Genomic DNA, 21336 nt, shown 5'->3' on the forward strand with positions numbered 1-21336 from the left:
TAAAGCTGTGAATAGGCAGGAATTGCGATACTATTGCAACATTATATTATCATCATAAATTGCTGAATCATCGGCATGACAATCTAATAAGACATTATGCAATTGGATGCGATAAAAAAGCTGTCTGAACAAGACATGGCTGCGGTAAACGCACTTATTTTTAAAGAGCTAGAATCAGATGTAGCGCTGATTAACCAAATTTCATTCTATATCGTAAATAGTGGCGGCAAACGGATCCGTCCTTTACTCACCGTATTAGCGGCTAGAGCACTCGGAGACCAGCAACAGCAACATATAAAGTTGGCGGCTATCATCGAGTTTATACATACTTCTACACTGCTTCACGATGATGTTGTGGACGAATCAGAATTGCGGCGCGGTAAAGATACTGCAAATGCTCGATTTGGTAATGCCGCCAGCGTTTTAGTTGGCGACTTCCTTTACTCGCGCTCATTCCAACTAATGACTCAATTGCAAAACTTACAAGTGATGGACATTCTTGCCGACGCAACCAATGTGATTGCCGAAGGAGAAGTCTTACAGCTAATCAATTGCAATGATCCCGACACTGATGAGGCGCGTTATTTTGAAGTGATCTATTGTAAAACAGCCAAGCTATTTGAAGCTGCAACTCGGCTTGCCGCGGTTATCGGTAACCAAGATTCAACCATAGAACGAGCGATGCAAGACTACGGAAAATATCTTGGTACCGCTTTCCAAATTATGGATGATGTCTTGGACTACACCGCTGACAAAGCAGAGATGGGCAAAAATGTTGGTGACGACTTAGCAGAAGGTAAGCCAACACTGCCACTCATTTATGCAATGGAACACGCCAATCCAGCGGATAGAGAGTTAATCGCGAATGCGATTAAACATGGAGGTTCACGCGATCAACTGGAACCGATTTTGCGGATCCTAGATAAGACCAAAGCCTTAGAATATTGTCACTCTCGTGCAGCTGAAGAAGCTCAGAAAGCTATCGACGCCTTAGTGCATATAAATGACGGCGAATATAAGCAAGCCTTAATTAGCCTCGCCAACATTGCAGCTGATCGCGTCGCATAATAAAAAGGGCGACCCACAAACAAAAAAAGCTGCCAATAGCAGCTTTTTTATTCACGATTTGCCTCAACTAAGCAAACGGGTGACGTAGAATCATCGTTTCCAAACGATCAGGACCAGTAGAGATAATATCAACCGGAACTTCCAGTAATTCTTCAATCCGAGCTATATAAGCTAAAGCCGCTTCAGGAAGTTGTTCACGCGCAGTTAAACCGAAAGTATTTTCCGACCAACCAGGCATCGTTTCATAAACAGGAACAGCCACCTCATAACCTTCGGCTGCCATTGGTGGTACTTTGAGCACATCACCGTTTGGCATCTGATAACCAGTACAAATTTTCAATTCAGCTAAGCCGTCAAGCACATCAAGCTTAGTCAGACATAAACCTGAGAGGCTATTAATTTGCACTGCACGACGCATCGCGACGGCATCTAACCAACCGCAGCGACGTTTACGGCCAGTGGTAGCACCAAACTCATGTCCTTTCACACCAAGGTGCTCACCCACATCATCATCAAGCTCGGTAGGGAATGGCCCTGCCCCAACTCGAGTGGTGTAAGCTTTAGTGATACCTAATACATAATCTAAATGACGAGGACCAAAACCGCTGCCCGTGGCTACACCACCCGCTGTGGTATTAGAAGATGTCACATATGGGTAGGTGCCATGATCCACATCGAGTAAAGTCCCTTGAGCACCTTCGAACATTACCGAATCACCACGACGACGCGCCTGATCTAAGAGATCTGCAACATCGGCAACCATAGCAATCAGCACTGGGGCCATCTGAGTCATTTGCTCAAGCACTTCTTCATAACTCACGCTAGGGGCGTCATAGTAATGATTTAATTGGAAGTTATGGTATTCCATCACTTCTTTAAGCTTGCTAGCAAATTGCTCCATGTTGAACAAATCACCAACTCGCAAACCACGACGCGCCACTTTATCTTCGTAAGCGGGACCAATACCTCGGCCGGTGGTTCCGATAGCGTTTTTACCGCGAGCTTTTTCTCGTGCGATATCTAATGCAACATGGTAAGGCAGGATTAATGGACATGCCTCACTAATCACGAGTCGTTCTTTTACCGGAACGCCACGCTCTTCAAGCATCGCCATTTCTTTAAACAGAGCATCTGGAGCCAATACCACGCCGTTGCCAATTACACAGGTAACGTTGTCGCGCAGCACACCAGAAGGTATCAGGTGGAGGACGGTTTTTTCGCCGTCAATAACCAAGGTATGACCCGCATTGTGACCGCCTTGATAGCGAACCACGTAATTTGCTTTGTCAGTAAGTAGATCAACGATCTTACCTTTTCCTTCGTCTCCCCACTGGGAGCCAAGGATAACTACATTCTTTCCCATTGTCTTTTGTCGTCTCAGTTAAAAAGCGATTCTAGCAGAAATCGGACACTCAAGGGGTGCAAAATATACCGATATTAGCTTATTAGGTCAAAGATTGATCACATATATCAGTACGATTGCGGTCCCAACTAAATACAATCCAATTTTTCGGATACTGCTCGCTGGCGATTCAGAAATCATTTTTAATAGATTTTTCCATCGTTTAGGAAACAGTAATGGACCAAGCCCTTCAATTAAACAAACCAGAGCGAGTGCTAATAAAGTGGAATCTTGCATAAGAAAGCCCAGCAATAAACTGGGCCCCCATTCATAGTCTACTGATTAGGTTCTTTCATGTACTGGAAGAATTCACTATTTGGATCTAATACCATCAAGTCTCCTCCATTATCGAAGCTATTACGGTAGGCAGCCATGCTCCGCCAGAATTTATAAAACTCTGGGTTTTTCTGATAAGCATGAGCATAAATCTTGGCGGCTTTTGCATCACCTTCACCACGCATTTCTCGACCCCGCTTATCTGCATCAGCCAGTAACACGTTCACTCTGCGATCCACGTTAGCCCGAATAATCTCAGACTGCTCTTGACCTTGAGAACGATGTTCTTTTGCCACAGCTAAACGCTCTGCTCGCATCCGTTGGTAAATACTGTTACTCACTTCGTCAGGTAAATTGATTTGCTTAATACGTACGTCCGTCACTTCAATACCAATCTCTGAAGAACGCGCCATTTGTTTCAAAGCATCTTCCATTACTTGACCACGTTCGCCAGACACAATATCGCGAATCGTCCGAGCACCAATTTCACTACGTAAACCATTATTAATTTTACGCTTTAGCAAAGACTCAGCTTGTATCACCGAACCGCCAGTAGAGAGATAAAATTTAGAAAAATCTTCAATTCGCCATTTAACATAGGAATCAATGATTAAATCTTTTTTCTCCGAGGTGACAAAACGGTCAGCATTACCATCCAAAGTTTGGATCCGTGAATCCAATACTCTCACCGAATCAATAAACGGAACTTTGAACTGCAAGCCAGGCTCATACACTTTGGTTGCACCATCGTCAGTACGTTTAACTTTCCCGAACTGAATAACAATGCCTCGTTCACCTTCTTTCACAACAAAAATAGATGAGTACGCTACCAACAAGGCCAAAATCACGCCAAAAATAGTAAACTGTTTCATGGCTTAATTTCTCCCCGAATTACTACGGTCGCTGCTTCGAATTGAAGTAGGGCGAGATGGAATAGAGCTACCAGATTCTGAGTTCATCGTTGATGATTTACTCGTATTACCACTAGTGCCAGTACTGGTCGCCGGCTTTTGATTCTGCTCCATTAGTTTATCGATCGGCAAATACAACATGTTGTTATTATTTGAACCATCAATTAATACCTTGTTAGACTTCGCGTAAACTTGCTCCATCGTTTCAAGGTAGAGGCGATGACGCGTCACATCTGGCGCAGCTTCATACTCTGGGAGCAACTGTTCAAAACGAGCAACCTCACCTTGCGCTCTTAACACGATCTGCTCTTGGTAACCTTGCGCTTCTTGTTCAATACGTTGAACTCGGCCACGTGCACGGGGTTCAATTTCCCGTTGATAAGCTTCCGCCTCACGGATAAAGCGCTGCTCATCTTCTTGGGCTGAAATCGCATCATCGAAAGCATCTTTTACTTCCTCCGGCGGACGAGCTGGCAAAAAGTTAACATCAACCACTTGTATACCCAACTTATAAGGTTCGATGATTTTATCAAGTAAAGCCCAAGTCTCACTTCTCACCACTTCACGACCAGTCGTCAAAATATCATCCATGGTCGTATGCCCAATGACATATCGCAGCGCGCTATCGGTGGCTTGCGCTAAGCTATCATCTGGCGAAGTCACGCTAAACAGATAGTTCTTTGGCTCTACGACTCGATATTGCACGTCCATTTCGACCCGTACAACATTCTCATCTTCAGTCAACATAAATCCAGAAGCAGGCAATGAACGAATCGTTTCCACATCCACTGGCAGCACTTCTTGAACAAAAGTTGCTTTCCAATTCAAACCTGGCTGTACTGGGCCGGCTTCATTGTCATACTTACCGAAAGTAAGCTTTACACCACGCTCGGCTTCAGCAATGGTATAAAAGCCGCTGGCAACCCAAATAATACCAAGTATCACCAGAACTACAGCGATCCCAAAACCGCTCACACCACCACTTCCAATTGATGGTTTTTTATTTCCACCGCCAAAAATACCGCCAAACTTACGTGTAAGTTTAGTGATCACTTCATCTAAATCAGGGGGACCCTGATTACCTTTCTTATTGTTATTACCCCAAGGGTCGCGATCACCGCTACCTTTGTTGCCAGGCTCATTCCAGGCCATCTGTGTCTCCAGAAGTTAAAGTAAATGCCTACTCACATTGAGTAATAAAACTATCTAAACTATGGTCAAATTGTTTATCCAAGCGCTGCCATGAAATGGCATCTAATCGGATATCAACAACGATATTTCCAGTATCGTCTAAACGCTCACCTGCTACGCAGTCTAACTGATATAAGCGACTACGCAAGCGGCCTTCACTGGGTGGCAAACGTAAAGTGTGGTTAACCATGTCACCAACTAAACGTTCACTGATCGCCTTATACAATAAAGGCAAACCCTCTCCCGTTAACGCCGATACCCACACTTTCTGAGGTAAGCCTTTTTCGTCGCGTTCAATACGCGGACTCACATCAGCAAGTTGATCAACTTTATTGTATACCTGTAAGAATGGGATCTCACCAGCACCAATTTCGTCTAATACCAGCTCCACTTGTTCAATATTCTCAGCCACTCGTTCATCACTGCAATCGATCACGTGCAACAATAATTGGGCTTCTCGCGTTTCAGTTAATGTCGCTTTAAAAGCCGCAACCAAATCGTGAGGAAGATGACGAATGAAGCCAACTGTATCCGCTAAAATTACCTTACCAACATCTTCTATCTCAATTTTACGCAATGTTGGGTCAAGCGTCGCAAACAACTGATCTGCTGCATATACCTTAGATTCGGTAATTCGATTAAACAAGGTCGATTTACCAGCATTGGTATAACCCGCCAAAGATACGGTTGGTAGTTCCGCCCGTTGGCGAGCTCGCCGACCTTGCTCACGCTGCTTACCCACTTTATCTAAACGCTGAGTAATTTGTTTAATACGCGCCCGTAGCAAGCGTCGATCAGTTTCAAGTTGCGTTTCACCTGGACCACGCAAACCAATCCCACCTTTTTGACGTTCTAAGTGAGTCCATCCGCGAATCAGACGTGTCGACATATGACGCAATTGGGCCAACTCAACCTGCAACTTACCTTCATGGGTACGTGCTCGCTGAGCAAAAATATCTAAAATGAGGGTGGTACGATCAAGTACCCGAGCCTCGCAAAGATGCTCTAAATTACGTTCTTGTGCGGGCGACAAGGCGTGATTAAAAATAATCACGTCGGCTTGAGCACTTTTTACAATTTCTGCGATTTCTTCGGCTTTCCCCGTCCCCACAAAATATTTGGGATGGGGAGAAACCCGACTACCGGTGATAGTAGCAACCGCATTGACCCCAGCCGAACTGACTAGCATCTTCAGTTCTTCTAGGTCCTCACGCTCATCTTCGTCATTAAAATTAACATGAACTAAGATGGCCTGCTCACCAGCTTCATAACGGTCAAACAAGCTAATTTACTCCTTGGCACTTACCAAGGCTAATAAGCCTCAGCAAATTGCTATTCTTCGTTCTTTGCTTCACTAGGTACAGGACTATGGTGTGGCACTGCGCGTGCAGGAACCACGGTGGAGATAGCATGTTTATATACCATTTGGCTGACAGTGTTTTTCAACAAGATAACAAACTGATCAAATGATTCAACTTGGCCTTGTAACTTAATACCGTTTACTAAATAAATTGAAACGGGAATACGCTCACGTCGTAACGCATTCAAAAATGGGTCTTGTAATGATTGCCCCTTCGCCATGTTATTGTTCCTTTTTTCTTATAAATTAATTGGCACAGATCAAATTCGATTATATACCACTAACTTGGAGCCTTATAGAGACATTTTCAAGTGTCACCGAGTGAATTCGCCATTATTTGGCTATTTTCCGATGTTGCACTTCGTAGCCAAGTTAGAGAAGGCCAGCTTTTTAGCCAGTTCATTTGTTTCTTAGCAAGCTGGCGTGTTGCCACAATACCGCGAAACACCATTTCATCATAATCTATTTCTCCGCTAAGGTATTGCCACATCTGGCGATAACCCACACTACGCATCGACGGCAGACTCAAATCTAAATCGCTTCGTTGCATCAGCCCTTCGACCTCAGCTTCGAAGCCAAGTTCCAACATTAAGTGAAAACGCCGCTCAATGAGTTCGTGCAATTGACTTTTTTCGGTCGGTGCAATGGCAAACTGATGCACCTGAAATGGCAAAGGTGGTAAAGGCATACGATTAATTTCGGTGAGCGACTGACCCGTTAAGCGATAAACCTCAACCGCTCGCATCAAGCGCTGATGGTCATTCACACTAATTCTTGCCGCACTCAGCGGATCATAACTTTGCAACTGTGCATGCAAGGCTTGCCACGAGCTCACCGCAGCCTCTTGTTTAATTTGTTCTCTAAGCTGCAGATCTGCTTCAGGTAAGGGCGCAATACCTTCAACCAATGCTTTGAAATACAACATCGAGCCCCCCACCAATAGCGGAATATTACCGCGTTGATGAATCGCTGCGATCTGAGTCAGAGCATCTTGGCGAAAGTCTGCTGCAGAATAGACTTCGGTAGGATCACAAATATCAATCAAAGCATGAGGTGCCAAGGCTTGCTCGGCCGCCGTAGGCTTCGCCGTACCAATATCCATGCCGCGATAGATAAGTGCCGAATCAACACTGATAAGCTCCATTCCAAACTGTTGATGAAGCTCAATGGCTAAGGCGGTTTTACCGGAAGCCGTTGGCCCCATAAGAGTCACAATCGGTAAACGCTTAATCATGACTAAATCCTGCGATAGTTTTGCTTAAATCAACAGATTGCCAAAATCGCTTCGGTAACCCTTGAGGGTACTCACCGCATAACTGCTGGCAACAGTCCAAGGCTTGTGCCCAAGTAAATTGCTGGGGTTTAAGCTGTAGCTTAATCAAGCCACTCAGTAAGGCTTCTGGCTGTTGCCACTCGTCTTGCGGTAATTGCTGCATCGCTGCCAACAAACGCGGAAGCAACTGAGCAAAATCAGCTTTTCTAAATAACTTGGGAACTTGCGTGACGATAAGCTGAGTACGATTTTGCTGATTTAAGGTAAAGCCTAAACGACCCAATACGCTCTGCTGCTGCACCGCAAGAGCACATAAATCATCGCTCATCGTTAACTTTAAGGGGAGCAATAAAGGTACGCTATCTAAACCTTGTTGCCATTGGCTCAAAGCCTGATTAAAACTGAGGTGCTGTAAACTCGCCCATAAATCAATTAAGCCTAACTGGCTGGCTTGCCGCGCTAATAAATAGCCCTCTTCAATCATATGTAATGGATGAAGGCTTAACTCATTCTGTGGCTTTGTGTTTGTCGCAACAGCGCTGTATTCGGCACTTAACTCAGCGCTACGACTGAGCCAATTCTGATTTGCAGCGACTTGACTCACACTCGGTTTATCGGCTCGTTGTAAATGAGACTGGTAGTAATGGCGGTCTTCAGCGACCCGACTCGAATTTGATTCACGCACTTGAACTGGATCTGCACAGCGCGTATTTTCGCTAGCAACAGGGGCTCCTGATGATCGGTGCTCAGGCGCACTCGCAATGTTAATATCTTGCGGTGATACGGACGAAATTGGGGGGTTCGGAACATGGCTTAAAGCTGAACCCAATACCTGTACAATATAATCATGAACTAAGCGAGCCTGATGAAAACGCACCTCATGTTTAGCCGGGTGCACATTCACATCAACCTGGTCAAGCGGCAATTCAAGATACAACACATAGCAAGCATATTGCTGTTCATCCAGATAACTCGCGAAAGCCTGGCGAATGGCGTGTTGCAATAACTTATCGCGCATCATTCGACCATTTACATAAAAATACTGCTGATCATTTTGGGCTCTCGCAGCCTCAGGTAAACCCAGCCAGCCATGTAAGCGTAGCTGATCATGTTGATTGTCAATATGCAAACAGTGATGACTAAAAGCAGGGCCTATCACCGACGCCACGCGTTTTAATTGTTTATCTAAATTATCAGCGATACGATATTGTCGGGTCAATTTACCGTTGTGCTTCAGGCTTAAAGCAACATCAAAACGGCTCAAAGCTAAGCGTTTTAGTAACTCATCTATGTGCGAAAATTCAGTTTTCTCGGTACGCAAAAACTTCCGACGCGCAGGAGTGTTAAAAAACAAATCTAAAACTTCAACCGAACAGCCCACCGGATGAGCGCAAGGTTGCAAACTAACCTCCATATCACGGCCTGCCGCCTGAGCCTGCCAAGCCTGAGCTTGTTCAGCAGTTCGAGAGCTCAAACTTAAACGTGATACCGAGCTAATACTAGCCAGAGCCTCGCCACGAAAGCCTAAGGTGGCAATGCAACTTAAATCATCCAAACTATCAATTTTACTAGTCGCATGACGGCTTAGCGCTAAACATAACTGTTGTTGCTCAATGCCTGAGCCATTATCACGGATCAAAATCCGTTTCGCCCCCCCTTTATCGATTTCGACCTCGATACGAGTAGCCCCTGCATCTAGGCAGTTCTCGATCAACTCTTTCACGACTGAAGCAGGGCGTTCCACCACTTCTCCAGCCGCAATTTGGTTGGCTAATTGTGCTGGTAATATTTGAATCGGCATCTAATCAACTATTAGGAATGGTCAAAACCTGACCAATTTTGAGCGTATTTGAAGATAACTTATTGGCTTTTTTTAAACCGGCGACGCTAGTCTTATAACGAGAGGCTAATACCGACAAAGATTCACCTTTTTTAACCGTGTGCTTTTTTACACCATAGGTTTTCGCGTACAAAGTTCCAGATAAAGGTTTCATCTGATAATACTTTTTAATCCCAGATACAATGGCCTTAGCAAGTTTTTGTTGATGGTTACCAGAGCGCAATAAGTTCTCTTCTTTGTGATTCGTAATAAAACCAGCTTCAACCAAAATCGATGGAATGTCGGGCGATTTTAACACCGCCAAACTCGCATGTTCTGGCTTTTTCTTATGTAAAGTAGTGACCTTACCGAGTTGGCTTAAGACCTGTGTTGCCACTTGATAAGCGGTATTCATCGAATAATCCATTTGCATGTCAATCAGGGCAAAGTTGAGATGCGCATCATTGTCAGTATTACTCATTAACTCACCAACCCCTCCCAATAAGTCTGATTCTGCTTCGTGATCTTCCAGATGTCTGCCTACCTCACTCTTTGCACGGCGAGTAGATACGACCCATACCGAAGCCCCCTTAGGCTGCGAAGAAGTAAAGCCGTCGGCATGAATAGAGACCAGAAAATCAGCTTTACTCTTACGTGCGATTTGCGAACGTTTATTTAAATTAACGAAGTAGTCCCCTTGGCGAATTAACACGCCCTTCAATCCCGACTCTTTATCAATTAAACGCTGTACTCGCTTAGCAATGGCTAAAGTGACACTTTTTTCATAAGTTTTACGGCGACCAATCGCCCCAGGATCTTCGCCACCATGGCCAGCATCAATCGCAATGATAATGTCTCGATTCCCTTCCAACTGCTGCTGAGTTTTAGTTTTCGAGATCTGCTGTTGTTTCTTTTTTGTGGCCGCGGAACCTACCTTGTCAGGTAAATCAATCACTAAGCGATGGCCATAATTACCCGTTGGTTTAAGCGCAAATACCACTGGCGTAACTGGCTGATTCAGCTCAACAACCAGCCGATAAGCGTCCTTTTCTTTAGGGGTACTCGCTCGAACTTTTTTAACCAATCGACCAGAGATATCGACTTTGCTCAGTTCAACCTTCATTTGGCTATTCTTTAAATCAAGCACCAAACGATCCGGCTTTTTTAAATTAAAGTAGCTAAACTCAGGTGCGGCTGAAAGGTCGAGCACGATCCGAGTATTATCTGGACCACTCCATACCCTAACCCCCGAGACGGAGCTACCTGCGTAGGCCAAGCAACTCACTAAATAGAGACTGAGCCACAACCAGCGACCAGACAAAACATTAAACCGCATCTTGACTCAACTGCTCCACGATACTCTCTCCTTGAACACTGAGGGCCTTCACTTGGGCGCAACGCTGCTCCCCCTGATATGCCAACTCAACTAGCAAATCTGGCTCGGGTAAAAAACCAAGCCCTTTCTCTGGCCACTCAACGATACATAAACAATCTTCACCAAAATAATCGCGGATCCCTATAAATTCTAGCTCCTCTGGATCGGCTAAGCGATATAAATCGAAATGGTTGACTCGCCACTCACCCAGTTGATAAGGCTCAACCAGAGTGTAAGTTGGACTTTTTACCTTACCTTGATGCCCTTTACCTTGGACAAAGCCTCGCGTGAGTGTTGTTTTACCTGCGCCAAGATCACCCGCCAGATAAATCACCAAGGCTTGCTCACAAGCTTTCGCGAGGCGGACACCTAAAGCAACCGTCGCTTGTGCGTCATTTAATTCAGTTTGCCAGATTTTCATTACTATTTGGATTCACCAGTTGTCTTATATAAGGCATCAAATCGGAGGCTAACATGCCTCTTTCACCTTGCTCCGCAACGAAGTCTGCCGCCATGCCATGAATACTAACGCCAAGGCAGGCAATATCAAATAAACCATACTGCCCACTCAATTGCGCAATCAGACCGCCGATGATACCAGACAATACGTCTCCCATCCCCCCCGATGCCATTCCCGGATTACCGAAGGTCGATATTTTTACCTTCTTACCATCACCCGCAATAATAGTACCAGCACCTTTAAGAACACAAACGCCGCCAAAGCGCTGCTGGATCTTCAGTGCTGCAGCAATCCTATCTTGTTCAACCTCCAACACGGAACACTGCAGCAAGCGCGCCGCCTCGCCTGGATGTGGTGTAAGTACCCAGTTGTCCCGCCTTTCAGGCTGCTGTGCTAACAAATTTAAAGCATCTGCATCAACCAATAAATTGCATTTCCGAGCCAAGGCTTCTGTCCATAGAAAACCAGCCCAACGATCTTGCGCGAGGCCCGGTCCAACGACCAAGCTATTTGCTTTGGCTAATAAATCTTTCAGTAATAACCTCTGTTCAAGCTCAACGCCCATCACCATCAATTCGGGTCGCCCCGCCAACATCAACGCAAGATGTTCTGGTTTAGTGAGCACATTGACCAAACCTGCACCAGTGCGCAAACTTGCTTCTGCAGCCAAACGGATTGCCCCCGGCATACCGAGGTTCCCCCCCAGCAGAGCTAAGCGACCACATTGGCCTTTGTGTGCCACGCGACTGCGTTTCGCTAATAAAGTCCACAATGGAGCGGGTAAATTTCGTTCCACTCGACTGCGATTCATTTGGGAAAAATCATCTCCAATCCCCAATCCAGCGAACACCAAATCTCCCACATAATCAGCAGATTGGCCGGTAAATAAGCCCTGTTTTAAACCAACGAAACTAATCGTTGCGCTAGCTTTGAGTGCAACGCCAAAAATACGCCCTGTATTAGCACACAAACCGGAAGGAAGATCTAAGGCTAACACTGGTGCAGATAATTGGTTAATCTTCGTCAGCAAGCCTGCAATAGGTTCACGTATTTCACCGGCAAGCCCAGTTCCGAATATACCATCAACAATCACATCACATGGGCCCTCAAAGGCCGCCATAGAGTCGAGCGTTCCACCGACCGCTAACCATGCCTGTCGAGCCAATCGGGCCTCTTCAGGCAAGCGTTCGGCCAAACCAAGTTCAATCAATTGAATTTGTAAATGGGCTTGCTTCGCGAGTCGCGCTAATACATAGGCATCCCCACCATTATTACCGCCACCAGCAAATACCAATAAACGCCGTGCATTGGGCCAACGATGTTGCAGAAATGCAAAAGCTGCTTGCCCTGCACGCTCCATCAGCGTGAACAAACTAAGCCCTTGTTTTATGGCCAATACTGCTTCTTGAGCTTTCACCGCTTCGGCTGACCACAAACTTTGTGGTAAACTTGCGGTAAATAAACCGTGCTTTTGCCCCATGCCCCTACCATCCGAAATAGACCTGAATCAGCTGGTTCAACATATCAAGCTCACTGCTAAATCGCTAGGTTTTCAGCAAATTGGCATTACAGATGTGGATCTTAGTCAACATCATCAACAGCTGGAACGCTGGTTAGAAAAAGGCTACCACGGCGAGATGGATTATTTAGCGCGCAATGTCGAGCTTCGCAAGCATCCTGAGTTATTGCATGAAGGCACTATGCGCATCATTTCAGTTCGTATGGATTATTTGCCTGAACACGCCCAATTTGCCCAAAGTTTAAACCATACCGAACAAGCCTATATCAGCCGTTATGCTTTAGGCCGAGATTATCATAAATTAATGCGTAAACGACTCAATCAGCTGGGCAAGGCCATTAGCCAATATTGCGATAGTGAGCTAAACATGCGTCCCTTTGTCGACTCAGCCCCAGTTCTAGAACGTCAACTCGCCACCAAAGCGGGTTTAGGTTGGACCGGCAAGCATAGCTTACTCATTAATCAGGATGCTGGTTCTTGGTTTTTTTTGGGAGAACTGTTTATCAACCTCCCCCTGCCTTGCGACCAGGCGGTTGAACATCAGTGTGGTGATTGTGTGGCTTGCTTAACCATCTGTCCAACTCAGGCCATCGTCGCGCCCTATCAAGTTGATGCTCGGCGCTGTATATCTTATCTCACCATCGAATATGACGGCGTGATCGATGAAGACTTGCGCCCTCTTATGGGCAATCGAATTTATGGCTGCGACGACTGCCAGCTGGCATGTCCTTGGAATCGCTATGCTCAGCTAAGCCAAGAACCAGACTTTGCCAAGCGGGAACAACTCAACCAACCAGACCTCTTAGCTCTATTCGCATGGACTGAAGCGGAATTCTTAAGCAAAACTGAAGGCTCTGCCATTCGACGCATCGGCCATCAACAATGGCTACGTAACATTGCAATTGCATTAGGTAACGCGCCTTACTCCGAGCAAATATTGCAACAACTACAAAATAAACAAGGCGTCACCGAGCAAGTACAACAACATATCGACTGGGCCATCAAACAACAACAAAACAGGGCTGCCCAAGCCTCCCGCAAAACGGCCAGATTGATCCGTATTGTAGAGAAAGGATTATCTCGTGATGCCTGATGTTTCGCTTATGCAACTTCTGTTACACTTTTTGTAACCCATAGAATGGAAGCAACTCATGCATATACTTGGCGTAGATATTGGTGGCACAGGCATTAAAGCCGCCATCGTAGATTCAAAAACTGGACAGTTAATTAGCCAACGACACCGAATCACCACACCGCAACCAGCCACACCTCAAGCCGTTGCTGCTTGCATGAAACAAATGGTAGCTTTTTTTAATTGGCAAGGACCCATTGGTTGTGGCTTTCCCGCCACCGTGCATCACGGCGTCGCCCAAACGGCATCAAACATCGACCAGAGCTGGATTGGCACCAATGTTGAGTCGCTATTTACTGAATATACCGATTGCCCCTGCTATGTACTCAACGACGCGGATGCAGCTGGTATGGCTGAAATGGCCTTTGGTGCTGGGATTCAACACCGCGGTGTCGTACTAGTCGTAACGGTAGGCACCGGCATTGGTAGTGCGGTCTTTGTCAATGGTCAGTTACTCCCAAATACTGAATTGGGTCACCTCATTCTCAATCATCAAGTCGCTGAACATTACATCAGTGCACGAGTGCGTGAGACCGAAGATTTGAGCTGGAAAAAATGGGGAAAGCGCTTCGACCTATATTTACAACGCTTAGCATTTTTAATGTCTCCCGATTGCTTCATTATTGGTGGAGGGGCCAGTAAGAAATTTGAAAAATATTCGGCTCAACTCACGGTAAAAGCGGAAGTATTACCGGCCCAAGGACTCAATCAGGCGGGGATTGTAGGAGCTGCAATGTATGCTCTGCATCAACAGTAGCAAACAAGACTGAAACCGACGTTAGCTGAACAACAGAAGCCGTTTTACTCAGGACATAAAAAAGCCCCACATCATCGATGCAGGGCTTTCATTTGGAGCGGCACATCGGGTTCGAACCGATGACCTCAACCTTGGCAAGGTTGCGCTCTACCAACTGAGCTAGTGCCGCTTAAATCTTTCTTACCGCTTCAATTATCTGTAAATAACTAAAACTTTAAATTGGAGCGGCACATCGGGTTCGAACCGATGACCTCAACCTTGGCAAGGTTGCGCTCTACCAACTGAGCTAGTGCCGCTTAAATCTTTCTTACCGCTTCAATTATCTGTAAATAACTAAAACTTTAAATTGGAGCGGCACATCGGGTTCGAACCGATGACCTCAACCTTGGCAAGGTTGCGCTCTACCAACTGAGCTAGTGCCGCTTAAATCTTTATCACTATTTAACATGAGTGAGTATTCAACCAAGGTTGCGCTACTCTTTATTCCCACACTGAGCTAGTGCCGCTTAAATCTTTATCACTATTTAATATGAGAGAGTGTTCAACCAAGGTTGCGCTACTCTTTATTCCCACACTGAGCTAGTGCCGCTTAAATCTTTATCACTATTTAATATGAGTGAGTATTCAACCAAGGTTGCGCTACTCTTTATTCCCACACTGAGCTAGTGCTGCCTACATAAAAACGTGAACCGAAACAGTTCATGTCTTTCAGGGCTGCGAATTATACGAGGAAAATTCGCCTTTGCAATAGTTCCTCGGTAAAAAAACAGCCCGAAGCAACTGTTTGCTTAGTTTTCGCCCAGCTTGAAGAAAGTTTTTTGATAATGACGCATTTCAGCAATCGATTCGCGAATATCATCTAAGGCTAAGTGGGTGCCACTTTTGCTAAAACCATCTAAAATCTCAGGTCGCCAACGACGAGCTAATTCTTTGACCGTACTCACATCAATGTTGCGATAATGAAAAAACTTTTCGAGTTCTGGTAAATAGTGATGCATAAAACGGCGATCCTGACCGATACTATTACCGCACATCGGGGATACCCCCTGAGGCACCCATTGTTTAATAAAATCGATGGTTTGCAAGGCAGCTTGCTGTTCATCAATCGTGCTAGCTCGAACTCGTTTAACCAAACCGGAGCCATTGTGAGTATTAGTGCACCATTCGTCCATCCCCGCCAGTACCGCGTCAGATTGGTAAACAGCTATCACTGGCCCTTCGGCAAGGATATTTAATTGAGCATCGGTCACAATACTCGCAATCTCCAAGACACGATCATTCATGGGCTCGAGACCAGTCATCTCCATGTCCACCCAAATTAAATTCTGTTCACTAACAGTCATGTTGCCCCATTATATTTGGAAATATTTTCCGCAAAGCTTTGTTAAGCGGTATCATAGCGATTTATTACCCTTACTTGAATAGCAGTTTTCGTGACCAAGAGAAAGAAACTGAGCCAAGGACAACTTCGACGTGTACGAAGTAACCAACAAAAGCGCTTAAAAAAAGAAGATAATCACCAATGGTTAGATGAGCAATTAGGCTCTCAACAAGAAGGAACGATCATCAGCCGCTTCGGTCAACATGCCGATGTGGAGGCCAACGACGGAGAAATCTTTCGTTGTAATATGCGCCGCTCAATTGATTCTCTGGTAACTGGTGATGAAGTCGTATGGCGCGCCGGAAACGAAGAACAGTCTGGTATTCGAGGGGTCATTGAAGCCCGCCACGAACGACGCTCGGTACTCACCCGACCTGATTTTTACGACGGTATCAAAGCCATTGCGTCCAATATCGATCAAGTCGTCATCGTCTCCGCGGTACTACCTGAATTTTCAACGAATATCGTCGACCGTTACCTTGTCGCGGTAGAAGATGTCGGTTTAGAACCCGTTATTTTACTGAACAAGATAGATTTATTAGATCCCGAGCAACAAAAAATCATCCATACGCAACTCGAGAACTATCGGCACTTAGGTTACAAAATAATTTATGCCAGTACCAAGCAAGAACAAGGCTTACAAGAGCTAGCCCAACATTTGGTCAACAAAACTAGTATTTTTGTGGGCCAGTCTGGCGTCGGTAAAAGTTCTTTAGTAAATAGTTTACTACCTGAACAAAGTATTGATACCAAAGAAGTATCCGAACAGTCTGGCTTGGGTCAACACACCACCACGACCGCGCGTTTGTATCACTTAAACTGCGGAGGAAGACTCATCGATTCTCCGGGAGTTCGCGAATTTCAACTGTGGCATTTAGAAAAAGAACGAGTGGCATGGGGATTCATCGAATTTCGTCAATGGTTAAATCAATGTCGTTTTCGAGACTGTAAGCACCAAGGAGATCCCGGTTGCGCTATACAAGAAGCCATAGAATCAGGCAAGATCAAACAACAGCGCTTTGACAGTTACCTACGTTTATTAGAAACAATGGAAAATAATAAGCCGCCTCGAACCATTCCCGGAAACAAATTCAATCAATAACGAGAACTCAGAGTGTTAGATAAAATTAAAGTTGCCGCCCAATACTGCTTCCCACAACATGGATTGTCACGTCTAGTCGGCAAGTTGGCTCAAGCTGAAGCTGGCAAATTTAGTCATTGGCTGATTAAAAAATTTATTAGTCGCTATCAAGTTGATATGCAAGACGCCTTAAACCCCGATCCCGCTAGCTATCCAAGTTTTAATGCCTTTTTTACTCGCCCGCTAAAACCTGACGCTCGTCCCATTGTAGATGGAGCGCAAAACCTTGCACATCCAGTCGATGGTGCAGTGAGTCAACTCGGGCCAATTCAGCATGGCCGAATTATTCAAGCGAAGGGTCATGACTATAGTGCCTGCGAACTACTTGGCGGAAATAAAGCCTTAGCGGAAGAATTTTCTGATGGTGATTTTGCAACCATTTACCTCGCACCAAAAGATTATCATCGTATTCACATGCCCTGCGATGGCAAACTGAGAAGTATGATCTACGTCCCTGGTCAGTTATTCTCAGTCAACCCGCTAACTGCCGCCAATGTGCCCAATTTATTCGCCCGTAACGAGCGAGTGGTCGCAATTTTTGACACCGAATTTGGCCCGATGGCGATGGTCTTAGTTGGAGCAACCATTGTTGCCAGCATAGAAACCGTTTGGTCGGGAACCGTCACCCCACCTCGCGGCAAGCAAGTTTTTAGTTGGGATTACCAAGACCTTCACTTCGCTAAAGGCGACGAAATGGGACGATTTAAGCTGGGTTCGACGGTCGTCATGTTGTTCGCTAAAGACGCCATCGAATTTGAATCATCACTGGCAGAAAGTATACCAACGGTCATGGGGCGCCATTTCGCCTCCAAAGCCTAAAATTGAAGCCAAAATATGTTTGACCAGTCATCCCGCATATTTTGGCTTTATCCCATTATTTATTCTGATTAAAAACTTAATGCAAGTTCACTTGCTTTAATCTTGGCGACCAAAAATGAATCTAACTGTTGTCACTCGCAGGCTCATCCTATCGATACTATTATTCAGCGTTAACGTGAGTGCAAATATTGGTGGTGATACTCAACTGCAAGGACTGATTAACTCGATAGACGTTCAGCCAAATAACCTCAATAAGCAACAGCAACAACTCATATACGAAGAATCCTTAGCCCTATTGCATGAGGGAGACAGCTATCGCGAACAGGCCAAGCGATATCGCGATGTGATCAACAATTTTTCAAGCCTACGGTCAGCGCTGCAAAATCAACTCAACCACTATCAAGCGCCCGAACTCGACTTAACGATATTAGATAATAACCAGATTAACCAACAATTAAGTCAATGGCAGAATAAACTCAACCAAACAAATACTCGGATAGACGAACTAAAACAAAATCAGTATCGAATAGATTTAGACGTCAGTGAGAATCACCAGCGTAGTGGACCTCTGAAACAACAGCTTACGAACGTACGCAACAAGTTAGAAAAACTTCAATTTGGTGTACTCAGTGACATTGAAGAAGCACAACGAGTCAAAGCGCAAGTTACCGAGGCCAGTTTAACTGCCCAACTGGCAATGCTTGAATTAGCAGCGCAAAGTGCCAATCACCGCAATGAATTGTTGCAACTTGAAATTACTCTAGCGCAACGTAAACAGGTAGCCGAAAAACGCTTAGTAGAACAGCTCAAGAACCAAATGGCTATCGGGCATCGTGCAGAAACCAAGCGTCTCTCCGCCCAATTAGCTTTTGAAGCACCTGAACTGCTCAAACAGGTTTATGTAAAAGACTTAGTCGCACAAAACCAAAACCTTCAAGCCCAACTGGCCGCACTATTCGAGCAAGGCGAACAAATTGCTCAGCAACAACAAGCCGTGAATGATGAGTTAGAACATATCAAGCTCACCTTCGCCAACTTCAAAGAACAAGTCTCGTGGTTAAAAGTTACCCGTTCCTACGGAGAATATTTACGCGAGCAAATCGCCCGCTTACCCAAGCCAAAGACACTCGCGCCCATAGAGCAACAAATCGTAGACGTGCGGATCAACAAACACCGCCAACAAAATGTCTTGTATAGCCAACGAAATCAAGCAGAGGTAAGCGAACGACAAAAGGTATTAGCGCAGTTGAGCCCTTCCCTACAAGACGTGGTTAATCAACAGCTTCGTCTAAATCAACAGCTATCCGACAAGTATCTCTTAGAATTAGACACTCGCCTATTTGAACTCGCTCGTTTAAAACTCGATTATTCCCGCCTCAATGATGAACTGAGTACCATTCACCAAGAAGCTAACCAAGAACTGTTTTGGACCGCGGATGTCAAAGCCATCGATCTTAGTTTTTTTACCGAGCTGCGAGATGCGGTTTTATGGTTACTTCATCCCCAGCAACGCATGCAAGTGGTTCAGGCAATACAACAATTGTCTTGGCTATGGCTAATTTGGTTAAGCACATTAGCTGCCAGCGCAGTCTATGTGGCCTATTTGAAAAAGCATTGGCTAAAAGGTTACCTGCAACGCATCGACTCAAAAACCGGCAATATTACTCGGGATAAATTTGCCTACACCCTCAGTAATATGCTGTTAAGCGCCGCCGTTGCCACGCCTCTCGCTCTATTGATTGGGAGTGTCGGCTTTGCTTTAAGCTATGACTGGCAATATGCCTTTGCTCGTGATTTTGGTAAAGGCTTAATGAGCGTTGCTACGACGCTTTGGTTATTCCATCTGGTGCAACAATTTTGCCAAAAGAATGGCTTACTTAATACCCACTTTAAGTGGCCACTGGTCAACATCAGCCAAGCGATAAACCTGATCCGTCATGTGACCTATATCAGTTTACCGCTCATATTTGTGCTAAAACTGTGTATCGTGCAAACCAGCCAACCCGCTTATAGCGCCTTGGCTCGCCTAGCTTTCATCAGTCTACTCATTTGGCTTGCTTATGGCTTTCATCGACTCTATCGCATCAAGTTACCCGTCAACTACCGTTTAGATATTTTTAAGGCGCCACAATTAGCTCAGAGGCTAATTTGGGGAGCCGTCATAAGTATTCCCTTACTCGCCGCATTCGCTGCAGCGGCTGGTTTTTTTGCCACTGCATATACCGTCTATTGGCAAGTCCTTGTGAGTACTATTATCGCCAGTGTGTTCCTTCTAGCCTATTTCCTGAGTCATCGCTGGATGTTATTACAGCGTCGCAGAATTGCCTTCGAACGTGCCAAAGCTCGCCGCGCAGAGATGATCGCACAACGCCTAGCGGACCAGGGTGAAGACGAAAACCTGCAGCTATCGAATGAAGGCGCATTCGATGCCATTGAAGAGCCAGAAATCGACTTAGATACAATTAGCGCACAATCCTTAGGCCTATTACGGGCGGTACTATTACTCGCCTTGATTTTAGTGTTGCTGTGGAGTTGGTCTGAAATGACCAGTGCCTTTTCGTTTTTAGATAACATCACCCTATGGGAAAGCAATACCAGTCGTGCGGGCGTAGCGATGGTTGACCCGATCACGCTACGTTCGTTAGGCTCCGCCTTATTAGTATTTTTATTTGCAACTCTATTAATTCGCAACTTGCCTGGCCTACTAGAGCTCATGGTATTACAGCATTTATCGCTCAGCCCCGGAACTGGCTTCGCCATTACCACCGTGATCAATTACTTAGTCATTCTATTCAGTATTTTCACTGGATTTGGATTATTAGGCATCGAATGGGCGAAACTACAATGGTTAGTGGCCGCACTAACCGTTGGCTTAGGTTTTGGTTTACAAGAAATCTTTGCCAATTTTATATCTGGTTTAATCATCTTATTTGAAAAACCAATCCGCATCGGTGATACCGTCACCATTCGTGAACTCACAGGGAATATTTCAAATATTGAAACTCGCGCAACAACCATTGTTGATTGGGACAGAAAGGAAATTATCGTTCCAAATAAGGCATTCATTACCGAGCAATTTGTTAACTGGTCACTCACCGATCCCATCACCCGCGTGGTATTAACGGTGCAAGTCAAACAAGGTAGCGATAATCAATTAGTTACTCAGCTATTACAAGACGCAGTCAATCATAATAGTCTGGTACTGGCTAACCCAGCTCCCGAAGTTCACTTTACCGAGTATACAGATCATGGAATGAAATATGAGATGCGAGTCTACGTAAGTGAGATGCGTTATCGTTTACCAATGGCTCACGAGTTTTACACTTTGATCAACGACAAGTTTACGACAAATAACATCGATATCGCCTACCCACAATTAGATGTATCTCTCAATAAGCCATAGGTTGTTTGGGTAATGTAGATGCTGTTCATGGCTTCTGACACTCGATTAT

At 45.2% G+C, this 21336-nt stretch carries 18 protein-coding genes and 3 tRNA genes; 6 read left to right on the forward strand and 15 right to left on the reverse strand.

Annotated features, from left to right (window positions below):
* The first annotated feature begins 96 nt into the window (after positions 1 to 96).
* Positions 97 to 1068, forward strand: a complete 972-nt coding sequence (gene ispB / locus ACRRS1_RS19025) for an octaprenyl diphosphate synthase (RefSeq protein ID WP_432460181.1) — start codon at positions 97 to 99, stop codon at positions 1066 to 1068.
* A 67-nt stretch (positions 1069 to 1135) separates the two neighbouring features.
* Here the strand turns inward: ispB and ACRRS1_RS19030 are convergent, their stop codons facing one another.
* The 11 genes from ACRRS1_RS19030 to ACRRS1_RS19080 form a co-directional block, all read right to left on the reverse strand.
* Complete coding sequence (locus tag ACRRS1_RS19030) at positions 1136 to 2431, reverse strand: adenylosuccinate synthase (RefSeq protein WP_432455943.1); 1296 nt, start codon at positions 2429 to 2431, stop codon at positions 1136 to 1138.
* Between the two features lie 87 nt (positions 2432 to 2518).
* On the reverse strand, positions 2519 to 2707 hold the full coding sequence (locus ACRRS1_RS19035; RefSeq protein ID WP_432455942.1) for a DUF2065 domain-containing protein: 189 nt from the start codon (positions 2705 to 2707) through the stop codon (positions 2519 to 2521).
* A gap of 38 nt (positions 2708 to 2745) precedes the next feature.
* Positions 2746 to 3618, reverse strand: a complete 873-nt coding sequence (gene hflC / locus ACRRS1_RS19040) for a protease modulator HflC (protein WP_432455941.1) — start codon at positions 3616 to 3618, stop codon at positions 2746 to 2748.
* Between the two features lie 3 nt (positions 3619 to 3621).
* Positions 3622 to 4809, reverse strand: coding sequence for an FtsH protease activity modulator HflK (hflK, locus tag ACRRS1_RS19045; protein WP_432455940.1), 1188 nt, complete (start codon positions 4807 to 4809; stop codon positions 3622 to 3624).
* 28 nt (positions 4810 to 4837) lie between these two features.
* A complete protein-coding gene (hflX, locus tag ACRRS1_RS19050) occupies positions 4838 to 6130 on the reverse strand; it encodes a ribosome rescue GTPase HflX (RefSeq protein ID WP_432455939.1) in 1293 nt (430 codons plus the stop codon).
* Between the two features lie 50 nt (positions 6131 to 6180).
* Positions 6181 to 6429, reverse strand: a complete 249-nt coding sequence (gene hfq, locus ACRRS1_RS19055; RefSeq protein ID WP_432455938.1) for an RNA chaperone Hfq — start codon at positions 6427 to 6429, stop codon at positions 6181 to 6183.
* A gap of 86 nt (positions 6430 to 6515) precedes the next feature.
* Positions 6516 to 7442: a tRNA (adenosine(37)-N6)-dimethylallyltransferase MiaA gene (gene miaA / locus ACRRS1_RS19060; protein WP_432463828.1), complete on the reverse strand. Its 927-nt coding sequence runs from the start codon at positions 7440 to 7442 to the stop codon at positions 6516 to 6518.
* The gene (gene mutL / locus ACRRS1_RS19065; RefSeq protein WP_432468921.1) at positions 7435 to 9282 is read right to left on the reverse strand and encodes a DNA mismatch repair endonuclease MutL; all 1848 of its coding nucleotides are present in this window, start codon (positions 9280 to 9282) and stop codon (positions 7435 to 7437) included. The genes miaA and mutL overlap by 8 nt, the downstream gene beginning before the upstream one ends.
* Positions 9283 to 9286: 4 nt before the next feature.
* Positions 9287 to 10636 (reverse strand): N-acetylmuramoyl-L-alanine amidase, encoded by a 1350-nt coding sequence (locus ACRRS1_RS19070; RefSeq protein ID WP_432463830.1) that lies wholly within the window; start codon positions 10634 to 10636, stop codon positions 9287 to 9289.
* On the reverse strand, positions 10626 to 11096 hold the full coding sequence (gene tsaE / locus ACRRS1_RS19075; protein WP_432463831.1) for a tRNA (adenosine(37)-N6)-threonylcarbamoyltransferase complex ATPase subunit type 1 TsaE: 471 nt from the start codon (positions 11094 to 11096) through the stop codon (positions 10626 to 10628). The genes ACRRS1_RS19070 and tsaE overlap by 11 nt, the downstream gene beginning before the upstream one ends.
* Entirely contained in the window at positions 11077 to 12615 is a 1539-nt protein-coding gene (locus ACRRS1_RS19080) for an NAD(P)H-hydrate dehydratase (RefSeq protein WP_432468920.1), read from the reverse strand. Before ACRRS1_RS19080 ends, tsaE begins: the two co-directional genes overlap by 20 nt.
* On the opposite strand from ACRRS1_RS19080, the gene queG reads away from it, so the two are divergent.
* Both queG and ppgK read left to right on the forward strand, forming a co-directional pair.
* Positions 12614 to 13747: a tRNA epoxyqueuosine(34) reductase QueG gene (gene queG / locus ACRRS1_RS19085; protein ID WP_432455932.1), complete on the forward strand. Its 1134-nt coding sequence runs from the start codon at positions 12614 to 12616 to the stop codon at positions 13745 to 13747. The two genes, ACRRS1_RS19080 and queG, sit on opposite strands and share 2 nt — an antisense overlap.
* A 58-nt stretch (positions 13748 to 13805) precedes the next feature.
* Positions 13806 to 14543 carry a polyphosphate--glucose phosphotransferase gene (gene ppgK, locus ACRRS1_RS19090; RefSeq protein ID WP_432463833.1) on the forward strand — a complete coding sequence of 246 codons (738 nt, stop codon included), beginning with the start codon at positions 13806 to 13808 and terminating at the stop codon, positions 14541 to 14543.
* A gap of 93 nt (positions 14544 to 14636) precedes the next feature.
* On the opposite strand, the gene ACRRS1_RS19095 is transcribed toward ppgK, so the two are convergent.
* From ACRRS1_RS19095 to orn, 4 genes are all read right to left on the reverse strand, one after another.
* Positions 14637 to 14712, reverse strand: a tRNA-Gly gene (locus ACRRS1_RS19095).
* Positions 14713 to 14763: 51 nt separating this feature from the next.
* Positions 14764 to 14839, reverse strand: a tRNA-Gly gene (locus ACRRS1_RS19100).
* 51 nt (positions 14840 to 14890) lie between these two features.
* A tRNA-Gly gene (locus ACRRS1_RS19105) sits at positions 14891 to 14966 on the reverse strand.
* Between the two features lie 365 nt (positions 14967 to 15331).
* Positions 15332 to 15886 (reverse strand): oligoribonuclease, encoded by a 555-nt coding sequence (gene orn / locus ACRRS1_RS19110; RefSeq protein WP_432455930.1) that lies wholly within the window; start codon positions 15884 to 15886, stop codon positions 15332 to 15334.
* A gap of 90 nt (positions 15887 to 15976) precedes the next feature.
* Here orn and rsgA point away from each other — a divergent pair, with 90 nt between their 5' ends.
* The 3 genes from rsgA to mscM all read left to right on the forward strand — a co-directional run bounded on the left by rsgA (position 15977) and on the right by mscM (position 21287).
* Positions 15977 to 17026 (forward strand): small ribosomal subunit biogenesis GTPase RsgA, encoded by a 1050-nt coding sequence (gene rsgA, locus ACRRS1_RS19115; RefSeq protein ID WP_432455929.1) that lies wholly within the window; start codon positions 15977 to 15979, stop codon positions 17024 to 17026.
* A 12-nt stretch (positions 17027 to 17038) separates the two neighbouring features.
* Positions 17039 to 17884, forward strand: a complete 846-nt coding sequence (gene asd / locus ACRRS1_RS19120; protein ID WP_432463834.1) for an archaetidylserine decarboxylase — start codon at positions 17039 to 17041, stop codon at positions 17882 to 17884.
* Positions 17885 to 17999: 115 nt separating this feature from the next.
* Positions 18000 to 21287, forward strand: a complete 3288-nt coding sequence (gene mscM, locus ACRRS1_RS19125) for a miniconductance mechanosensitive channel MscM (protein ID WP_432468919.1) — start codon at positions 18000 to 18002, stop codon at positions 21285 to 21287.
* The last annotated feature ends 49 nt before the right edge of the window (positions 21288 to 21336 follow it).

The organism is Agarivorans sp. Z349TD_8 (assembly GCF_050870825.2).
GTDB lineage: Bacteria > Pseudomonadota > Gammaproteobacteria > Enterobacterales > Celerinatantimonadaceae > Agarivorans.